Origin of the sequence: Microcystis sp. BLCC-F210 (assembly GCF_042134685.1) — a bacterium.
GTDB lineage: Bacteria > Cyanobacteriota > Cyanobacteriia > Cyanobacteriales > Microcystaceae > Microcystis > Microcystis aeruginosa_D.
The window spans coordinates 4,084,160-4,103,597 of sequence record NZ_CP169647.1 but is presented as its reverse complement, the minus strand read 5'-3'; the positions used below and the strand labels follow the sequence as shown (position 1 = coordinate 4,103,597).

The following is a 19,438-nucleotide window of genomic DNA, read 5'->3' as shown; positions in this document are numbered from 1 at the left end:
TCAAAAATTATGGCTGCTGAAATTATTTGTGTAGGAACGGAATTATTATTAGGGGATATAGTTAATACTAACGCCCAATATTTAGCCCTAGAATTGGCAAAATTAGGTATTCCCCATTATTATCAAACGGTGGTGGGGGATAATGTGGAAAGACTGAAAAAAGCGATCGCAATTGCCCAAGAACGTTCTTCAATTTTAATTTTTACCGGTGGACTGGGACCAACTCCCGACGATTTAACCACAGAAACAATCGCCGATTTTTTTCAAACGCCCCTCAGGGAAGATCAGGATATATTAGCGGAAATCGAGACTAAATTTACGAGTTTAGGGCGAGAAATGCCTCCTAGTAACAGTAAACAGGCTTTAATACCCGTGGGGGCTGATTTTTTGCCAAATCCGACGGGAACCGCCCCCGGCATGATCTGGCAACCACAGACTAACGTGACTATTCTTACTTTCCCCGGAGTACCCTCAGAAATGAAGAGAATGTGGGTAGAAACGGCGATTCCCTACCTAAAAAGTCAAGGATGGGGCAAAGAGAGGATTTATAGTCGTTCTCTCAAATTTCGCGGTATTGGTGAGTCAGCTTTAGCGGAAAAAGTAGCCCATTTATTTGATCTGACTAACCCCACCGTTGCTCCCTATGCTGGTTTAGGCGAAGTTCGTTTACGAATTGCGACGAAAGCCCCTTCTTTACAAGCTGCTTTGCAGGTAATTGAACCAGTAGCGACGGAAATTAAGGAAATCGCTGGATTAGATTATTTTGGCTCTGATGATGATACTTTACCCGCAGTGGTGGGGGAACTTTTGCGGCGACAAAAACAAACTTTGAGTGTGGCGGAATCCTGTACTGGAGGGGGATTAGGGGAAATTATCACCCAAATCGCCGGCAGTTCTGATTATTTTTGGGGTGGGGTTATTTCCTACGATAATCGGGTAAAAGTTGCCCTCTTAGACGTAAATGAGGAGGATTTAAATAATGTCGGGGCTGTCAGTGCCATTGTTGCCCAACAGATGGCCCTAGGGGTGCAAAAACGCCTCGCTACCGATTGGGGGATCAGTATCACGGGTATTGCCGGACCGGGAGGAGGCAGCGAGACAAAACCCGTAGGCCTAGTTTATATCGGTTTAGTCGGTCCTGACGGAAAAGTGACCGTATCTGAGCATCGTTTCGGAGAAAATCGATCTCGCTCGACTATTCGCCAGATTAGTGCCTACACCGCCCTCGATCGCCTACGCCGGAATTTATTAACAATATCTTAAAAAAGAATTGCCAAGAATATATACTCAGACTAAAAAGTTATGTTAAGCTTAACATAAGTACAAGATATAGATTCCCCCGCTCATCAAATTGAACAGCCAAACGATGAAAATTAGCTAAAATTCTCTAGGATCAAGCTGTTGCGGGGATCAATCGACGAAAACTCATAGCTAGTATCTCAAAGGAGCCATTTGGTCAATGGACTATTTAGATGAAGTGATAGAAAAATTGAGAGAATGGGCGCGCAAACTGGTCGAGAGTGTTTTTGGTCCGGAACCCGAACCCGAACCCGAACTAATCCCGATCCCCGTGCGCGATCACAGTCGATAAAGCCACCAGTAAAACAGAATATTGCGACAATATCAGTGCAAACTTACCATGAGTCTGCACTTGATTTTTAGGTGAAGCCGAGTCTAACTTAGAGCAGGCTGAATAAATCTAAAATTTAGACTTTTTGGAAATCAAAAAGTACCAGATATGGGAGTAAGCGGGGGTAAAATTCAGGTAATTTTTCCCTGAAAATTGGGTAAGGTTTGCTGAATAAATCTAAAAACCTTGTTAGATAAGGCTTTTAGACTTTTTTTCCTTCAAAAAGTGCTGACCATTGGAGTGATCGGGGGTAAAATTCTGGGACTTTTTCCCTGAAAATTAGGTAACTGACTACCTCAAAATCGGTAAAACCCCACACCCCACACCCCACACCCCACACCCTGCCCCCACTAGCAACTTTTTGCCGCAAACCCTAGCTTAATTTGGTGACGATTTGGTTATCTAGTAACAATTCTTGACTGAGTAAATCTTCCACATTAATCCGCAGAAAACACTGATCATCAATCCAGAACTGCACTTTAATGCGATCTTTACCCTGGAAACCTAAAGGAGCGAGTTGAGCGATCGACCTGGCCCCCTCGCGATCATTTAAGGGTTGGACGCTAGTTTCTCCATTACCCAGGGAACGAGTGATTAATTTATCACCATCAAAATAGACCTCCATTGCCCCACTTTCTGTGCCTAATTCACCGATAATTAACTCAATGCTAGGTTGATTGTCCACAGAAGCACCTAGGACTAATTCCACGGGTTTTTCCATAGGATAGGGTTGTCCAGAATTAATAATTGGATGCCAAGCGTGGGCATTTTTGCGACGATTCCAGTAACGAATCCCGTAGCTATGATAGAGAAAATCTTTGACTTGATAACCTTGGGCTAATTGTAACGCTCCCAAAGCGATCGCTTCAAAGGGTCGATCCTCTTTAATTTTACTACTATCAAAATACTGTCGCACCCAATCTTTTACCGCCGGAATTTGTACAGTTCCCCCAACTAATAACACCCCATCGATGTCGCTAACTTCAATTCCATTGCGTCTTCCCTGTTGCAAAACTCCCGTCATTAAATCATCTAATTGATTAAAAAAGTTTTGTTGTTGGAGAATATCGGTCAATTGTTCTCGATCTAAACTTAACTCGTAACTCTCGAAATTTTCCTCATCAAAATATACCTCCTCGGCGGTCAATTGGGAAGAAAGTTTAATTTTTAATCTTTCTGCTAGACGAGTAGTCAGGGAAGTTTTCGCTAAAGATTGCTTTTGGGCAAAATAATCGACAATCCAATCATCAATATCTGACCCCCCTAAATTTGTACCTGCTTTAGCTAAAACCCTCGCTAGTTTAGTTTTTTGAGCGGAATTATTGCCTAAAAGTTTTTCTCCCCACTTGAGAATAAAACCTTGATTTTTTTGAGGATTATCTAAATCTAATTGTACCAAAGAAAGATCGAGAGTGCCACCGCCAAAATCTACCACTAAAATCACTTGATCACCCGTGGTTCCATAACCCAAAGCGGCGGCCGTGGGTTCATCAATTAGTCGAATTTGTTCGATTTCCCACCCCTGACAAACATTGCTTAACCAATTGCGGTAACTTTCAAAACTATCGACGGGGACGGTTAAAACTAGAGATTGGGGGGTTTCCAGGGTGGTGTTTTTTAAGTTGTCGATGATACTATCAAGAAACCATTGGCCAACCCTCTCGAAACTGAGGACAGTTTCCTCTAATTCCGGTAAAAATCCTTGAATTTTTGCCCCGATCCCTCGTTTAAAGCGACGAAAAAAACGCGGATCTCGATCGATATCTAAACCCTGATCGCGCACTGCTTGACCAGCAATTACTTGCAGAGGATTGGCTGATTTAATATAGAGTAAACTGGGAATTAGGGGCGGATTGTCGGCTATTTGTTGGCATAACTCCGGTAATTTCACGGTTTCGGCCCTATTTGTCGCCCCATTCCAGCGAGTAATGACGGTATTACTGGTTCCGAAATCAATAGCGTAGAACACGATCGATAGTTTTTAGGTAATTTAGTTAATTATTGGCTATTGTAACCTTTTATTTAGTGAAACCGCCCGATCGAGGTGGAAGTTTCCCCAAAAAATCGGGAATTTGTTCAGCGCAAGCTCAAGAATTCTGTGCAGAAACTTGACAAATAATCTTTAATAGTATATGTAAGTTCCACCTGATCAAAGGACTATGTTAGCAGTTACCACCTCACCCGAAACCCTCTCCTTAGAAATTCCTACGGCGATCGCTCTCTCTATCACCCTTGAACAGTTTGAAGCCCTTGCTGCGGTCAACCGTGACTTAAAATTAGAACGTACAGTCCAAGGAGAATTAATCGTGAATCCCCCGACAGGTGGTGAATCAGGACAGCGTAATTTTAGCTTAACGACTCAACTGGGTCGCTGGTGCGAAGAAAACGAAGCTTTAGGAGTCGGGTTTGACTCTTCCACCGGATTTATACTACCAAATGGGGCGATTCGTTCTCCTGATCTATCTTGGGTGAGTCGAGAACGCTGGGAATCTTTAACCCCTAAGCAGAAAAAGGGATTTATTCCCCTCTGTCCCGATTTTGTGGTGGAATTGCGGTCTGAATCCGATAGTCTTGACAAATTACAGAAAAAACTGCTCGAATATAAGGAAAATGGCGCAAGGTTAGGTTGGTTAATCGATCCCCAGAATCGCCAAGTTGAAATTTATCGTCAAGGAAAGGAAGTGGAAATTTTAGACAATCCCAGTGATTTATCGGGTGAAGACGTTCTACCCAGTTTTAGCTTAAATTTAAAGCTCTGATCTTTTAAACAGAGTCTAAGTCTGAGAAGATTGATTTCTGAAATCTGGATAGATTGTTATCAAGCAGCTAGTACTCTATTGGGTTTGGTGGGTAAAATGTATTCGTGGAAGGAACCACAAAGACACAAAGGACACAAAGATCGATCATTATGGAAGTTAGACTTATCACACAGAACCTAAAAGAGCCTAATTTTTTTTCCCAAAACCCTTGACAAATGACGAGACTTGCTTTAGACTTTTTATATAATGGGAATCCGTGCGCTCATATATATAGGGTTTTTGAGCAGAGATAAGAGAGAAAAAAATAGACTCAAAAATCGGGTTGAGTAGGAAGAGGATAAAGGTATGAAGACGGAAAATTTCTCTCCCCGACAAGCATTAAACAAAGCATTTCTGACGATCTGAATTGTTGTTACGGTGATATCAAATCGGACTGATTTTGGCTCTCTTGGGTTTGGTGGATAAAATGTATTCTAAGATACATTCGTCCTAGCGAGGGAGTGGAAGGAACCACAAAGACACAAAGGACACAAAGATCGATCGCTCCTATATAAGTTAAACTTATCACACAGAACCTAAAAGAGCCTAATTTTTTTTCCCAAAACCCTTGACAAATGACGAGACTTGCTTTAGACTTTTTATATAATGGGAATCCGTGCGCTCATATATATAGGGTTTTTGAGCAGAGATAAGAGAGAAAAAAATAGACTCAAAAATCGGGTTGAGTAGGAAGAGGATATAAGGTATGAAGACAGAAAATTTCTCTCCCCGACAAGCATTAAACAAAGCATTCCTGAGAGTCAAACCGAGTCGTAGTCAGGTGGAGAAGTTTCAAACCCACCTAGAACAACTTTTGGGGAGTATAAACGAGACAGAATCGGAGGAGTTCCATAAAAACCTGCTTGCAGACTTTCTCAAACACAGCTACTACAGTCCCCAACATTTCATCAACACCAAGGGAAGGAATGATTTAGTCATCCATAATGGGAAAGAGTCGCGGGATTCCGTGGGGGTGATACTGGAAGTCAAGAAACCCAGCAATAAAAGCGAGATGCTGCGCAGAGACAAACTCAACTGTAAAGCATTACAGGAATTACTCCTCTACTTCCTACGGGAAAGAATAACCGAGAAAAACCTAGAGATAAAACACCTGATTGCTACCAATATATATGAGTGGTTTATCTTCGATGGGAATGTCTTCGAGAGACTATTCGCACAAAATCAGGAACTTATCAGACAGTTTAATGACTTTGAGACGGGGAGACTAACAGGAAAAACCACCGACTTCTTCTACAAACAGATAGGAGAACCCTTCCTGAACTCCATACTCGATTCCCTGACATACACCCATTTTGACTTGCGGGAATACACCCAAACCATCCGGGAGGACGAACATAACCTCATCAGTCTCTATAAAATCTTTTCTCCCGAACACCTGTTAAAACTCCCCTTTGCGAACGATAGTAACAGTCTCGACAAAAACTTTTATAGTGAACTGCTGCATATCATCGGATTGACAGAGATAAAAGAGGGAGGAAAAAAACTCATCCAACGTCTGCAACCGGCAGCGCGTCAACCCGGTTCGCTGCTAGAGAACGCTATCAGTCAAGTAGAGAGTTTAGATAAAATCTCTCGTTTACCCAATCCCGAAGAATTTGGGGAGACGGAGGAGGAGAGACTATTTAATATCGGTTTAGAGTTGGGGATAACCTGGATAAATAGAATCCTCTTCCTCAAACTATTAGAAGCGCAGATAATTAGGTATCATCGGGGGGATAAATCCCTAGGGTTTCTCAATTTAGGCAAAATTGCCAACTATGACGACTTAAATCGGTTATTTTTCAGCGTCTTAGCCAAAAAACAGACAGAAAGAAGCAAAGACATCCAGAATACCCATACTCAGGTTCCCTATCTCAACAGTTCCCTATTTGAACCGACAGACTTAGAACAATCAACCATAGTCATCAGTAACCTGCGTTCGGAGAATATAGAGATTTTTGCAGGAACAGTCTTAAAGGATAGTCAGGGGAAAAAGCGAACAGGAGAAATCAACGCTTTAGCATACCTATTCGAGTTTCTCAATGCCTACGATTTTAGCAGCGAAGGTGGGGAAGCGATACAGGAAGACAACAAGACTCTTATCAATGCGTCAGTGTTGGGATTAATCTTCGAGAAAATCAACGGATATAAGGATGGTTCCTTTTTCACCCCCGGTTTCATCACTATGTATATGTGTCGGGAAACGATTCGACGCGCAGTGATAGAGAAATTTAACCAGAGTCAGGGATGGAATTGTCAGACAATCGAGGATGTATATAACCGCATCAAAGATAAAACGGCAGCCAATGCTATTATCAATAGTCTCAAAATTTGTGATCCTGCGGTGGGTTCGGGACATTTTCTTGTTTCTGCTTTGAACGAGATAATCGCGATTAAGAGTGAGTTACAGATTTTAGTGGATAAAGAGGGAAAAACTCTCAGGGATTATCGGGTTGAGGTGGTGAACGATGAGTTAATCGTCACCGATGATGACGGTAATCTGTTTGAATATAATCCCCGCAACCGAGAAAGTCAGCGAGTACAGGAGACTTTATTTCAGGAAAAACAGCGTCTGATTGAGGGGTGTCTCTTTGGAGTTGATATCAATCCCAACTCGGTGAAAATCTGTCGGCTGCGTTTATGGATTGAGTTACTCAAGAATGCTTACTACAAAGCAGATAACGAGTTAGAGACGTTACCGAATATCGATATTAATATCAAGGTTGGCAATTCTCTGATTAGTCGCTTTGGGTTATCCAATGATTTACAAGTCTTTTCCCGCAAAAGTCGTTTAAGTATCGAGAGTTATAAGGATGCGGTGAGAGTCTATCGCAACGCAGAGGATAAATCGCAAAAGCGCGAGATGGAGAGATTGATAAGTGAGATTAAGAGTAGTTTTCGTCAGACTTTACAGGGAGATAATCCTCTGAAAAAGCGCTTGCGGGGTTTGGAAACGGATTTATATAGTCTAGAGAATCAAATTTTGTTATTTGAGGAGTCACCCAAGGAAAAGAAAGCGCGGGAAAGGAAGATTAGTCAGTTAAGGAATGAGATTGATAAGTTACGTCCGCAACTAGAGGAGATTGAAAGCGGTAAGATTTATCATAATGCTTTTGAATGGCGCTTCGAGTTCCCCGAAGTTCTAGATGATAAGGGGAATTTTATCGGTTTTGATGTGGTAATTGGCAATCCTCCTTATATAAGTATTGAAGATATAACTTGGGACCATAGAAGATTTTACGAAACCATTTATCAAACGGCTACTGGAAGATTTGACTTGTATTCTCTATTCATTGAGAAAGCAATGCAAATAAAACAGCCGACAGGTGTTTTCACTTACATTATTCCAGGAAAGTTTTTAAACAACAAACAATTTGTTACTGCTCGTAAAATTGTTTGCGATAATCACGGAGTTACGGTTGTAAAAATTGACGAAAAAGTATTTGAAGATGCACAAGTAAATAGTGTAATTGTAGAAAATTATCCCACTACAAAAGCACAATACAAAGCATTTAAAATCACAAGGCAAGAATTGCAACAGCTTTCAGAAACTGAAGTATCAAGTATCTTGAACGATAAGGAGATAATTTTTCGTTTAGAAATAAATACCAAATTTGATAACCTCATTGCTAAAATTGAGGCAGATACACTGAAATTAAAAGAAATTGCAGAAGTGAAAGACGGAATTGTTGCAGGTACAATCAAAGACATTTTGTTTATTGATAAAAAAATAGACAAAGACAGTCACAAACTTTATTTCGGTAAAAACCTTTCAAGATTTTATTTAGGCACAACTGATGTTTGGGTTAATTATAAACCCGAAGAGATGATGAAACAAGAAGTTAAAAGACAAGCGGGTAAAAGATCTGGTCTTTGGATGAGAGATAAAAAAATATTTGAGAGAGATAAAATTATTTACCGCAAAGTTGGGAAAGAACTCATCGCCACATACGCAGAAAAAGGTATTTACTATGAACAAACGATACATAGTTGCCATATCACAGACAAAAGATTTAAAACAAAATATGTTTTAGGACTTTTCAATTCCACCTTGTTCAAGTTCTATTATCAAAAAACAAATTCTCAAGGTGGTGATATTTTTCCACAAGTAAGAATTTCATCGGTAGAAAAGCTACCTATAAAACTTGCAGACAGTAAAACACAAGAAACAATTGAAACTCTTGTTAACCAAATTTTAGCCAAGAAATCAGAAGATAATTCTGCCGACACTAGCGAGTTAGAAAAAGAGATTGACAAAATAGTGTATGAATTGTATGGATTAAGCGAGGAAGAAATCAGGATAATAGAGGGGGAAATAAAATAAATATAAATGTAGTAACGCACCCAAAAGCATCCAAAGGACTGACAAAAATTGTATCCCCCTAAATCCCCCTTTTTAAAGGGGATTTAGGGGGATACAATCGTTCTCATGATAAATTCTGTTTTGAATAGTATGATGAACTCCCAATCGAACTTTAAAAACCTTCTGCTCACTTCCCCATACCTATTACCTAGGATTATTAGTATCCTATAATACCAATGCTTAGGAAACTATAAAGAAAATCCCAAGATTGAGCGAGTACCTTGGCGAAAAACGCTATAATAGAATAAAATGCCTAATTTTTTCGACAAAATTGTTATGATAGTTACCAATAGACAAGAGCTAGAAGAACTGATACAACAGGTAAAAAAAGCTCAACAACAATTTGCCAACTATAACCAAGAACAAGTAGATCTTATCTTCAAAAAAGCCGCATTAGCAGCCAACAACGCGCGCATTCCCCTAGCTAAAATGGCAGTCCAAGAGACAGGGATGGGAGTAATAGAGGATAAAGTGATTAAAAACCATTTTGCCTCAGAAATCATCTACAACAAATATAAACACAGCAAAACCTGCGGCATTATCGAAGAAGATAAATCCTTTGGATTGCAAAAAATCGCCGAACCCGTGGGCATTTTAGCGGGGATCGTACCCACCACAAATCCCACCTCTACAGCCATTTTTAAAGCCCTAATTGCCCTGAAAACCCGCAACGGCATCATTTTTTCCCCCCATCCGCGAGCCAAAGACTGCACCATCGCAGCGGCCAAAATAGTCTTAGAAGCGGCCGTCAAAGCGGGCGCACCGGCCGGTATTATTGGTTGGATAGATCAGCCATCGGTGGAACTTTCCCAAGCATTAATGCAACATCCCAGCATTAATTTAATCCTTGCTACCGGCGGTCCCGGTATGGTAAAAGCGGCCTATTCATCCGGAAGACCTTCCCTAGGAGTAGGTGCCGGCAATACCCCCGCTTTAGTGGACGAAACCGCGCACATAAAAATGGCTGTTTCCTCGATTATTCTCAGTAAAACCTTCGATAACGGCATGATTTGCGCCTCCGAACAATCGGTAATCGTTGTCGATAGCATCTATGAAGAAGTTCGACAGGAATTTATTGATCGCGGGGCCTATCTTCTTTCCCCTGAAGAAAGGGAAAAAGTCGTCGGGATTCTCCTAAAAGATGGTCATATCAACCCCGATATTGTCGGACAACCGGTAGAAAAATTAGCCACCATGGCCGGAATTTCTGTTCCCGAAGATACCCGCTTACTAATCGCAGAAGTGGAAAATATTGGCTTAGAGGAACCATTTTCCTACGAAAAACTCTCGCCAATTTTAGCCATGTACCGAGCGAAAGACTTTGGAGATGGGGTAAAAAAAGCCGAAAAACTGGTCTTATTTGCCGGTCGAGGTCATACGGCCGTGCTTTATACCGCACCCTCCAATCGGGAAAATATTAAGCGCTTTGAAGACAACGTACAAACGGCCCGGGTATTAATTAATACCCCTTCCTCCCAGGGTGCGATTGGTGATATCTATAACTTCCGTCTCGATCCTAGTTTAACCCTCGGTTGTGGCACTTGGGGCGGTAATTCCATCAGCGAAAACGTCGAACCTACCCACCTATTAAATATTAAAACCGTAGCCGAGCGCCGGGAAAATATGCTTTGGTTCCGAGTACCACCAAAAGTATATTTTAAATACGGGTCATTACCCGTTGCTATTCGGGAATTAGCCGGCAAAAAACGGGCTTTTATTGTCACCGATAAACCTCTTTTCGACCTAGGAGTTACCGCACCTTTACAGGAAATTTTAGAAGAAATCGGCATCACGGTTAATATCTTTTATGATGTGGAACCCGATCCTTCCCTAGAAACCGTCGAACGGGGGTTAAATGTTATTAATACCTTCAATCCCGATGTCATTATCGCTATCGGTGGTGGTTCCCCCATGGATGCCGCTAAAATCATGTGGCTACTCTACGAGCATCCAGAGATAGAATTCGAGAGCTTGGCCATGCGTTTTATGGATATCCGCAAACGAGTCTATGAATTGCCCCCTTTAGGCGAAAAAGCTCTGATGGTTTGTATTCCCACCACTTCGGGAACAGGATCAGAAGTGACTCCCTTCGCCGTCGTGACCGATCGCCGTAATAATATTAAGTATCCTTTGGCAGATTATGCTCTAACTCCCAGCATGGCCATTGTCGATCCGGAATTAGTGCTGAATATGCCGAAAAAATTGACAGCCTACGGTGGAATTGACGCTTTAACTCACGCTCTTGAGTCCTACGTCTCGGTTTTAGCCTCAGAATATACTAATGCTCTTGGTCAAGATGCCATCCGACTGCTGTTTAAATACTTGCCCAGTTCCTATCATAACGGAGCTAAAGACCCGAAAGCGCGGGAAAAAGTCCATTATGCGGCGACAATGGCAGGAATGGCCTTCGCTAATGGCTTTTTAGGCATCTGTCACTCCATGGCCCACCAATTAGGGGCAATTTTCCATATTCCCCACGGTCTAGCCAATGCCTTGATGATTTCCCACGTCATCCTCTATAATGCCACCGATGCCCCCTTTAAACAGGCGACTTTCTCTCAGTACAAATATCCTAACGTAAAATGGCGCTATGCCAGGATCGCCCATTCTCTGGGATTGGGGGGAGAAAGCGAGACCGAAAGTGTGGAAAGATTGGTATTAGCGATCGAATGTTTAAAACGGGAAATCGGTATTCCGGCCAGTATTAAAGAGGTAATTCCCGAAACTGAAGCCGAATTTATGGCCAAATTAGACCATTTAGCTGAACAAGCTTTCGATGATCAGTGTACCGGAGCCAATCCCCGTTATCCCCTGATTGAGGACTTAAAAAACCTGTTAATTCAAGCTTATCACGGCAATTTGCCCCTAGAGGTGGCGGTAAATGGTCACGGTGAGGTCAGTCTTGCCGATTTGAAGTTAGATCCGCAACCCTTGAGCTTGTAGAGACAGATTTTGCCTTGGATCCCCCCCACTCCCCTTAATCAGGGGAAGATCCCCCCCACTCCCCTTAATCAGGGGAAGATCCCCCCTACCCCCCTTAATAAGGGGAAGATCCCCCCTACCCCCCTTAATAAGGGGGGTTTTGACAGTTTTTAACACCTACCTACTTAGCTACCACTTAAAAATTATCTTTTTTCCCCCGCAGTCGTGCAAACACTTGTACTGGTTCATTGCTATCCATGGTCATGGCCAAAGCGGGACTATCCCAGCGCAAAAAAGGATTAGTCAGCTTTTCCGTCCCCAAAATTGCCGGAATCGTGGGAAGATCTTCAGTGCGATTTTTCTCCACTTCCCGATAACGCTGCTGCAGAGCAGCATTATTAGGGTCAACTGTCAAGGCAAACTTTAAATTATTTAACGTATATTCATGAGCGCACCAAACCCTAGTCTGGTCAGGTAGCGATCGCAATTTAGTTAAAGAAGCCACCATTTGGCCCGGTGTTCCCTCAAATAAACGACCACAACCCCCAGAAAACAGGGTATCACCACAGAATAACTCGCCGTAATCTCCGGGGTTAGCCGGGGGAAAATAATAGGCAATATGAGCGCGAGTGTGGCCAGGGACAAAGAAAACCTCGGCCCAGCGACCGGCAAATTCCACCCGGTCCCCCTCCTCTAAAAACATTTGCTGCCCCGGAATGCGACCGCGATCCTCCTTTCCCCCATAAACGCAAAGATGGGGATAACGATTAATTAAAGCCTGATTAGCCCCCACATGGTCGCCGTGGTGATGGGTATTAAAAATAGCGACTAAATCCACCTGTAAAGCCTCTAATCGCCTGAAAACGGGTTCAGGTTCCGCTGGATCCACCACGGCTGCAATTTTTTGCGCTCGATCGTAGAGGAGGAAAATATAATTATCAGAAAGGGCGTTAAGACGTTCGATCTCCATGGTAGAATCTTGATGCTCAGGTTTAACTCGATCATATAAGCTGCTCGCGCATTTAAATTGCCGGCTCTTCTAGGTTCTGTATGATAAGTTTGACTTACAATATGATCGACCAATCTTTGTGTCCTTTGTATCTTTGTGGTTCGTTCCACTTCAGCAAACCCTATCTATGGATACTATTCACGTTACAGGAATTCGTGCCTACGGTTACACAGGATATCTAGCCGAAGAACAGGTTTTAGGTCAATGGTTTGAGGTGGATTTATCCCTAGAAGTTGATATCAGCATTGCTGGCAAAAGTGACGCAATTAAAGATACCCTAGATTATCGACAGGCGATCAAAATTGTCAAACACCAGATTGAAACCAGCAAATTTGCCCTAGTGGAAAAATTGGCCACAGTTATCGCTGAGGATATCCTAAAACTCGATCGAGTGCGACAGGTAAGAGTACAATTATCGAAACCCGCCGCCCCAATTCCCCATTTCACTGGTAAAATCACCATCGATATTACTAGATCCCGTTGAGTTTACGGGTATTATCGACTAAACTTCGCGCAAAAGCGTCAAAACGTTGGGAAAGCTTCTCATCAAGGATTTTTCCTTCTTCGTTGAAGACTTTCCACGCTTGTCCTAAGCTAATTTGTTCGGGAATTACCCAAGCATGAACCCAACGGAGAATAATTCTTAAATCATTGAGGGCGTTACTATTGGATTGGCCGCCTAAAACACTGATTAACCCCGCAACCTTTCCCGATAACTCCTCAAAACTCATTAAATCTAGGGCATTCTTCATCACACCACTGACACTGCCATGATATTCCGGTGTCGCCAAAATTAATCCCGCTGCCGATTTAACCGTTTGCTGCATTTTGGCCACATCGGGATAGTCAGAATAGTCATCTCCCCCGTTACAGAAGGGTAAAGAGAGTTTTCTCAGGTCAATTATCTCCGTTTCTACTCCTAACGCCCCTACTCGACTGATAGCAACTTCTAACGCCATCGTACTATAGGATCCGGGGCGTAAACTGCCATTAATACCAACGACTTTGATCATAGAATTTATGCGAACTCATAACGACTACATATAAGCTAACAAAAAAAGAGACAATTGGGGCAAGCTTAGTTAAAAAAATATGTCGATGGGGCGGAGAGAGCGATCGATCTAAGTTTTAATGAGAATAGAAAGATTTATTCCATTTCCCCTGATTGCCATGCCAGAATTTCTCGATTTTCTCAAACATAAATATGCCTATGTGGCTATTGGTGAATTTAAACCGGGGTGTTTTTCCGAGGCCCAAAAACTCTACGAAAAGGCCGTTTCCACCTATTCTACGGGATTCCAGGGGGCTTTTCTGCTGCAAAAACCCGGAACTGACGAAGGAATTGCCGTAATCATCTGGGATAAAATCGATGATATGGAGGCCAATAAAAGCGAAGCCCATGAATTATTGCTGAAATCCATGGCTCCTCTGTTTGTGAAACCGCCTGTCACCGATTTTTACGAAGTGTGTAGCGAGATAGAAGGTTCCCCCATTTAGGAATAATGTTTCTTTTCGGTGGCGATTAATTTGGCGGCTAAAACCCCGCCTAGAAAGCCAAATAAATGTCCTTGCCAAGAAATCCCCGGACGGGAAGGCAAAACGCCCCAAATTGTACCACCGTAGAGTAAAAAAACTAGAATTGACAAGAGTATAGAAGGAATATTTCTCTGGAAATAGCCTCGCAGTAACAAAAAACCTAAATAGCCAAAAATCAAGATACTTGCCCCGATATGGATGGATCCGGGACTAGCAAATAACCAGACTCCTAACCCTCCCACCAGCATAGTTAACCCAGTCACAATAAAAAAGTCACTGGTTTCCTGTAACATCACCAACCAACCGAGAATCAGAAAAGGAACCGTATTAGCAATAAGATGGGGAAAGTCCCCGTGTAGGAAAGGTGCGAAGAGAATACCCCGCAATCCGATGACTTGATGGGGAATAATCCCGAAATAGTCTAAACTGCCCCGAAAAACAAATTGATCTAAAATCTCTAACAGCCAAAAAATCGCCACAAAGGTAGCGAGGATTATTGCTTGGGTTTTTATTTCTTGCCGTGATCCTTGACTCATAAGATTGATGGATGAGTTATTTTTTCCCATTTTGACTCTCCCCCGCTAACCGCTCGCGCGGTGTAGCGGGGGATTCTCGGTTCTTAGGCTTTTAACTAGATCGACTTGGTTTAACCGGTCGATCCCCGTCAAATCGCCTCCGCGAGCGTTTTCTAACACGGTCAGTCCGACCGCGTTTTTTCCCCGGTTCTCGATTACCTTTGCTGATGCCGTGTCTCTCGGTTCAATGTGGCCGCAAGAATCACACCGGTGAACTCTTTCTGATAACGCTTTTTTGCCGGTAATCGCGCCACAATTAGGACACTCTTGCGAAGTTCCGTTTTTATCAACCTTAAGATAATATTTTCCCCGTTTCCAAATAACAAACGGTAGTATCTCATTAATAAAACTACCGATGCCTGAATCCAGAGATTGTTTTCTAACGATCCCTCTAGACCAGGAAACGAAGTTAATATCTTCGACAAAGATATTATCAGCAAGATCACAAAGGTAATGAGCTAGTTTAAAGTGCCAATCTCTACGAGTATTAGACACTTTTTCGTGTAATCTTGCTATCTTCTCCTGAAGTTTTAACCAATTGCTAGAGCCTTTAGTTTTCCGTTTCAAGCGTCTTTGTAGCAATTTAAGCTTACTCTGTACTTTCAACAAAAATCGAGGGGCTTTGATTAAATCTCCTCGTGAAGTAGCGACAAAACTCTCAATCCCCGCGTCGATTCCTAAACAGGTTTTCCCAAATGTCATATCGGGAACTAATTCCGTAGAGTCGATTCCTAAACAGGTTTTCCCAAATGTCATATCGGGAACTAATTCCGTAGATTGGAAGGAAACCGAAACGTAAAATCCCGACGCTTTTTGGATAATTCGAGCTTGTTTAGGCTCGAACCCAGACGGGTACTTTCTGGATTTCCTAATCCGAATTTTTCCCAATTGTGGAAAATTCAAACATCCATCCCCTAGAAAGTTTTTTGACAGCGCGGGGAAAACAAAACTTCGCATCTTTTTCTTGAATCTAGGAAAGCCGAAGCCTTTCGATTTCATCTGGTCAAACGCTTTATCTAAAGTTTTTAAGACTTGCTGTAAGACTTGAGCGTTAACCGTCTTTAATATCGGGTAAACTTTTTTAGCTTCCGTTAGATTTTTGGCTTGAACGAAGTAATTAGGATAGGGTTCATCCGCAGGAATTATGTACTCGGAAACTAACGAACAACGATCCGCAAGACACTTTCGAGAGTTTAACCAATCTTTCCGTTCCGAGAGCGCGTAATTATAAACGCTCTTACAAACATCAAGAATGTGGACGATCTCCCGTTCCTGTTGCCTGTTTACCTTTAGTTTGTACTGGTAGGTAAGCGTTATCACTGTCGTTAGTTTCGTGATGTATAGCTAGATTATAACACTTACTGCCTAATATGTCAACTGATTACAATCATGGATTTCGTTCTGTTTATAGACTTACCGCCCACGTTGTATTCGTCATCAAATACCGACCATTGCTAAGTACCTAGGCAAAATTATTTACACATGACGATCATTGCCCCGTAAGGGTTTTAGCTCGATCGGGCAGGTAATTAATTTTGCATGACTACTTATTAACGATGAAATCTTAGCCCGACTGAAAGAAATCTTTGTATCAACGCTCACAAAATGGGAAAGCGCATTGCTTGATTTCAACGGTGAATCGGATCACGTTCACCGGATTATCGATGACAAGCCTGACATCGCTTTATCCAAACTAATCGCTAACCTTAAAACAGTTAGTAGTCGCTTAATTAGAAAGGAATTTCCAGATTTGGCGGCAAAGTATTTCGACAATAAACCCTATTTTTGGACGGGAGCTTATTTCGTGGCTAGTTGTGGCGGCGTTACCGTCGAACAACTAAAAAAATACGTCGAGAACCAAAAAAACTCCCCAAAAGTGGAAACCCTACCGCGTTAGTTTTATTCTGGTGGCGATTCATCTCGCTCCATTGAGATAGCCACCAGATCAGTTATCAGTGATTCAGTTACCAGTTATCAGGTGTGAGTTTACTGTTTACTGTTTACTGTTTACTGTTTGCTGCGGGACAAAGAGAGGCTAATTGACAGGAAAAACAAGCGGGATTTCTTGCTTTACAAACTGCCCGGCCGTGGTAAATAATACTAATAGAAAAAGTTTCCCAATCTGGTTGAGGTAGTAAAGCCATTAAATCCCGTTCAATTTTCACCGGATCGTTATTAGTAGTTAAACCCAAACGATTACTTAAGCGCTTAACGTGGGTATCTACTGTCACCCCCTCAATAATCGCGTAAGCGTGAGCAAGTACCACATTAGCGGTTTTTCTAGCTACCCCGGGTAAAGTTAATAATTCCGCCATTGTCTTGGGTACTTCCCCCTGAAAATCCTTGAGGATTTTTTGACAAGCACCCTGAATATTTTTAGCTTTATTGCGATAGAATCCCGTGGAACGAATCAGGGTTTCTAACTCCTCTCGCTCGGCAAAAGCTAAGGATTTAGCATCGGGAAAACGGGCGAATAAAGCAGGAGTTACCTTATTTACACGCTCATCAGTGCATTGTGCCGAGAGAATAACTGCCACCAATAACTGCACGGGAGTTTGATAATTTAAGCTACAGGTTGCCTCTGGATATAATCGCTTTAAGTTGCTTAAAATCTCTAGGGCGCGCAGTTGAAGCTTAGTTTTTTTTCGCGGGGCCATCACTGGAATAAATCCTGAAAAACTGCTAGGTTAGCCGTGTCGCGCACGATTAAGAAAACTCCTAATCCTAAGAGTAAAACTAGACCTGTTTGCATGATGTTATCTTGCAGTTTAGTTGGGAGAGGTTTACCTACCAAAGCCTCGATTAATAAAAATACCAACTGACCACCATCAAGAGCAGGTAAAGGCAGAATATTAATCACCGCTAAGTTAATACTAATTAGGGCGGCAAATTGAAAAAGATTACCCGCATCATTACGAGCGATTGCTGCTCCATATTCGACAATTTTAACCGGTCCTGCTACCTGTTGAACACTGTCTTTAAAGTTACTAACTAACTGCCCAAAACCTTGCACGGTTAATAGGGTTAATCGTTGAAATTCACCCGCACCCAAGCTAAAAGCTTGACCAAAACTATCGGCTTTCAGGCGAGTTTCTTCACCGTTAGGAGCCAATCTCACCCCAATTTTACCCTGACCATCACTTCCCAATTCCGGAGTAACGATTAAATCGAGAGTTTCTGTGGGGCGTTTGATGGTTAATTTTAGGGGTTGATCGGGGGAAGATTGAATAATGTCACGGAAGTCAATAATGGCATTCTGAGAAGCACCAAGGGGCTGATCATTGATAGCGAGGACAATATCCCCTGCTTGTATTCCCGCTTGTTTAGCGACGGAATTTTCCGAGGTGAAAACCTCTGGAATAATTACCCCTTCTTGATAGTTAATTTGGGGAAAACCCACCGTAGCGACTTGGGTAACAAGCAAAAAATAGGCAAAAATTAAATTAGCAATTACCCCGGCACTAATGACGATAGCTCGATCGAAAACAGGACGATTGCGTAATAAATCAGGATCGTTATTGGGAATTTGACTATCGGGATCGTCATCGGGAAAACCAACGTAACCCCCTAAAGGAATGGCGCGGAGGGCGTATTCTGTTTCTTTACCTTGATATTTAGCTAAAGCTGGACCAAAACCGATGGAAAAGCGACTAACATGGATAGATTGCCAACGAGCAGCGGCAAAATGACCTAATTCGTGAACGACAATTAATAGGGCAAGTACACCGATCGCTATTAAAACTGACATGATGATCAAATTATAATGATTTAGCCTTTGTTCATTGTAAGCGATCCTCCCGGGCAGATTGCAAAAAATCTCTAGTTATCGCTAATTTTTCGATCATTTATGGTAAAAGAGATCTTAACCGCCTAATTTGACCCGACGGAGAGCGATCGATGCCTTTGAGTGAGCGCGCCCAGCAATTAATCCCAAAAGCGAGAATCATCAGTTTCGCTGATTGGCCCTATCAGCAAGCAGCGATCGCTATTTGGCAACAAGCGGATAATCAAACTCGCTATCTCGACGATAGGGATTTAGATACTATCGTCAATTTAGAGCCTGATTTACTTGTTTCTAGTCAACAAGCTCGAAAACTGCGGGATAATGCTAATTTTATCGTCGATAACGCCCGTCAGACTGTCTTCAGCCAATTTCCTACCATTCTTCAACCCGGGGGCGATCTTTATCCACCCCACCGCGCCGAAGCTTGTTGGCGTGATTTCTGGAACTTTTTACGTTGTATTACCTACGGTGTCGCCGGACAGCAGATTCCCTACACCAGCGCCGAGGGATTGGAAAATATGCGTCTTCTTTACCAAGAATTACAAGTACCATTAGGGGCGATGATTTCGGGGTTAGAAGCTTTAAAAGCATACAGTTTAGCGTATTTTAGAGACTCAGAAAAAACCGCAATTGTTCCCTATTTCGATCACTTAATTACGGTTATGAAAAAGTTTTAAAACTGCGGCATTTAATCTGTGTTAAAATAATTAAGTCAACAGTTAAAAATGCCGCTCACCGAGGTTAAAACCCCGTTGAACCCCTGAAATCATCGGCGTGGGTGGGCCTCTTAGGGCCACCAAAAACCTCGATCGAGTGCCTCG

Annotated in this window: 17 protein-coding genes and 1 pseudogene; 11 read left to right on the top strand and 7 right to left on the bottom strand. The window is 42.4% G+C overall.

What is annotated here, in order from left to right:
- The first annotated feature begins 9 nt into the window (after positions 1-9).
- A complete protein-coding gene (locus ACE3JL_RS19925; protein ID WP_271989234.1) occupies positions 10-1,263 on the top strand; it encodes a competence/damage-inducible protein A in 1,254 nt (417 codons plus the stop codon).
- A 196-nt stretch (positions 1,264-1,459) separates the two neighbouring features.
- Positions 1,460-1,591 (top strand): hypothetical protein, encoded by a 132-nt coding sequence (locus ACE3JL_RS19920; RefSeq protein ID WP_002731870.1) that lies wholly within the window; start codon positions 1,460-1,462, stop codon positions 1,589-1,591.
- Positions 1,592-2,003: 412 nt separating this feature from the next.
- On the opposite strand, the gene ACE3JL_RS19915 is transcribed toward ACE3JL_RS19920, so the two are convergent.
- Entirely contained in the window at positions 2,004-3,599 is a 1,596-nt protein-coding gene (locus tag ACE3JL_RS19915; RefSeq protein ID WP_271992352.1) for an Hsp70 family protein, read from the bottom strand.
- 190 nt (positions 3,600-3,789) lie between these two features.
- On the opposite strand from ACE3JL_RS19915, the gene ACE3JL_RS19910 reads away from it, so the two are divergent.
- The 5 genes from ACE3JL_RS19910 to adhE all read left to right on the top strand — a co-directional run bounded on the left by ACE3JL_RS19910 (position 3,790) and on the right by adhE (position 11,734).
- Positions 3,790-4,389 carry a Uma2 family endonuclease gene (locus ACE3JL_RS19910; RefSeq protein WP_271992353.1) on the top strand — a complete coding sequence of 200 codons (600 nt, stop codon included), beginning with the start codon at positions 3,790-3,792 and terminating at the stop codon, positions 4,387-4,389.
- Positions 4,390-4,604: 215 nt separating this feature from the next.
- On the top strand, positions 4,605-4,682 hold the full coding sequence (locus tag ACE3JL_RS19905) for an SWIM zinc finger family protein (protein WP_375329634.1): 78 nt from the start codon (positions 4,605-4,607) through the stop codon (positions 4,680-4,682).
- A gap of 321 nt (positions 4,683-5,003) precedes the next feature.
- Entirely contained in the window at positions 5,004-5,081 is a 78-nt protein-coding gene (locus ACE3JL_RS19900) for an SWIM zinc finger family protein (RefSeq protein ID WP_375329634.1), read from the top strand.
- Positions 5,082-5,134: 53 nt separating this feature from the next.
- On the top strand, positions 5,135-8,752 hold the full coding sequence (locus tag ACE3JL_RS19895) for an Eco57I restriction-modification methylase domain-containing protein (protein WP_375328209.1): 3,618 nt from the start codon (positions 5,135-5,137) through the stop codon (positions 8,750-8,752).
- 315 nt (positions 8,753-9,067) lie between these two features.
- Entirely contained in the window at positions 9,068-11,734 is a 2,667-nt protein-coding gene (adhE, locus tag ACE3JL_RS19890) for a bifunctional acetaldehyde-CoA/alcohol dehydrogenase (RefSeq protein ID WP_375329633.1), read from the top strand.
- A gap of 175 nt (positions 11,735-11,909) precedes the next feature.
- On the opposite strand, the gene gloB is transcribed toward adhE, so the two are convergent.
- Positions 11,910-12,683, bottom strand: coding sequence for a hydroxyacylglutathione hydrolase (gene gloB, locus ACE3JL_RS19885; protein ID WP_271989469.1), 774 nt, complete (start codon positions 12,681-12,683; stop codon positions 11,910-11,912).
- Between the two features lie 166 nt (positions 12,684-12,849).
- On the opposite strand from gloB, the gene folB reads away from it, so the two are divergent.
- The gene (folB, locus tag ACE3JL_RS19880; RefSeq protein ID WP_375328208.1) at positions 12,850-13,206 is read left to right on the top strand and encodes a dihydroneopterin aldolase; all 357 of its coding nucleotides are present in this window, start codon (positions 12,850-12,852) and stop codon (positions 13,204-13,206) included.
- Here the strand turns inward: folB and ACE3JL_RS19875 are convergent.
- On the bottom strand, positions 13,193-13,735 hold the full coding sequence (locus ACE3JL_RS19875) for an NADPH-dependent FMN reductase (RefSeq protein WP_271989470.1): 543 nt from the start codon (positions 13,733-13,735) through the stop codon (positions 13,193-13,195). The genes folB and ACE3JL_RS19875 overlap by 14 nt on opposite strands.
- 157 nt (positions 13,736-13,892) lie before the next feature.
- Here ACE3JL_RS19875 and ACE3JL_RS19870 point away from each other — a divergent pair, with 157 nt between their 5' ends.
- The gene (locus tag ACE3JL_RS19870; protein WP_024969378.1) at positions 13,893-14,219 is read left to right on the top strand and encodes a hypothetical protein; all 327 of its coding nucleotides are present in this window, start codon (positions 13,893-13,895) and stop codon (positions 14,217-14,219) included.
- Here ACE3JL_RS19870 and ACE3JL_RS19865 read toward each other — a convergent pair.
- Both ACE3JL_RS19865 and ACE3JL_RS19860 read right to left on the bottom strand, forming a co-directional pair.
- On the bottom strand, positions 14,216-14,824 hold the full coding sequence (locus ACE3JL_RS19865; protein WP_271989471.1) for a rhomboid family intramembrane serine protease: 609 nt from the start codon (positions 14,822-14,824) through the stop codon (positions 14,216-14,218). The two genes, ACE3JL_RS19870 and ACE3JL_RS19865, sit on opposite strands and share 4 nt — an antisense overlap.
- A gap of 15 nt (positions 14,825-14,839) precedes the next feature.
- Positions 14,840-16,153 carry an RNA-guided endonuclease InsQ/TnpB family protein gene (locus tag ACE3JL_RS19860; protein ID WP_375328207.1) on the bottom strand — a complete coding sequence of 438 codons (1,314 nt, stop codon included), beginning with the start codon at positions 16,151-16,153 and terminating at the stop codon, positions 14,840-14,842.
- A gap of 226 nt (positions 16,154-16,379) precedes the next feature.
- Between ACE3JL_RS19860 and tnpA the strand changes: the two are divergent.
- A pseudogene (gene tnpA / locus ACE3JL_RS19855) lies at positions 16,380-16,730 on the top strand (IS200/IS605 family transposase); the annotation flags it as partial.
- 103 nt (positions 16,731-16,833) lie between these two features.
- Here tnpA and nth read toward each other — a convergent pair.
- Complete coding sequence (gene nth / locus ACE3JL_RS19850) at positions 16,834-17,490, bottom strand: endonuclease III (RefSeq protein ID WP_072924402.1); 657 nt, start codon at positions 17,488-17,490, stop codon at positions 16,834-16,836.
- Positions 17,490-18,581, bottom strand: coding sequence for an RIP metalloprotease RseP (rseP, locus tag ACE3JL_RS19845; protein WP_002736295.1), 1,092 nt, complete (start codon positions 18,579-18,581; stop codon positions 17,490-17,492). The genes nth and rseP overlap by 1 nt, the downstream gene beginning before the upstream one ends.
- A 149-nt stretch (positions 18,582-18,730) precedes the next feature.
- Here rseP and ACE3JL_RS19840 point away from each other — a divergent pair, with 149 nt between their 5' ends.
- Positions 18,731-19,294 carry a phycobilisome protein gene (locus ACE3JL_RS19840; RefSeq protein WP_375328206.1) on the top strand — a complete coding sequence of 188 codons (564 nt, stop codon included), beginning with the start codon at positions 18,731-18,733 and terminating at the stop codon, positions 19,292-19,294.
- Positions 19,295-19,438 lie beyond the last annotated feature (144 nt).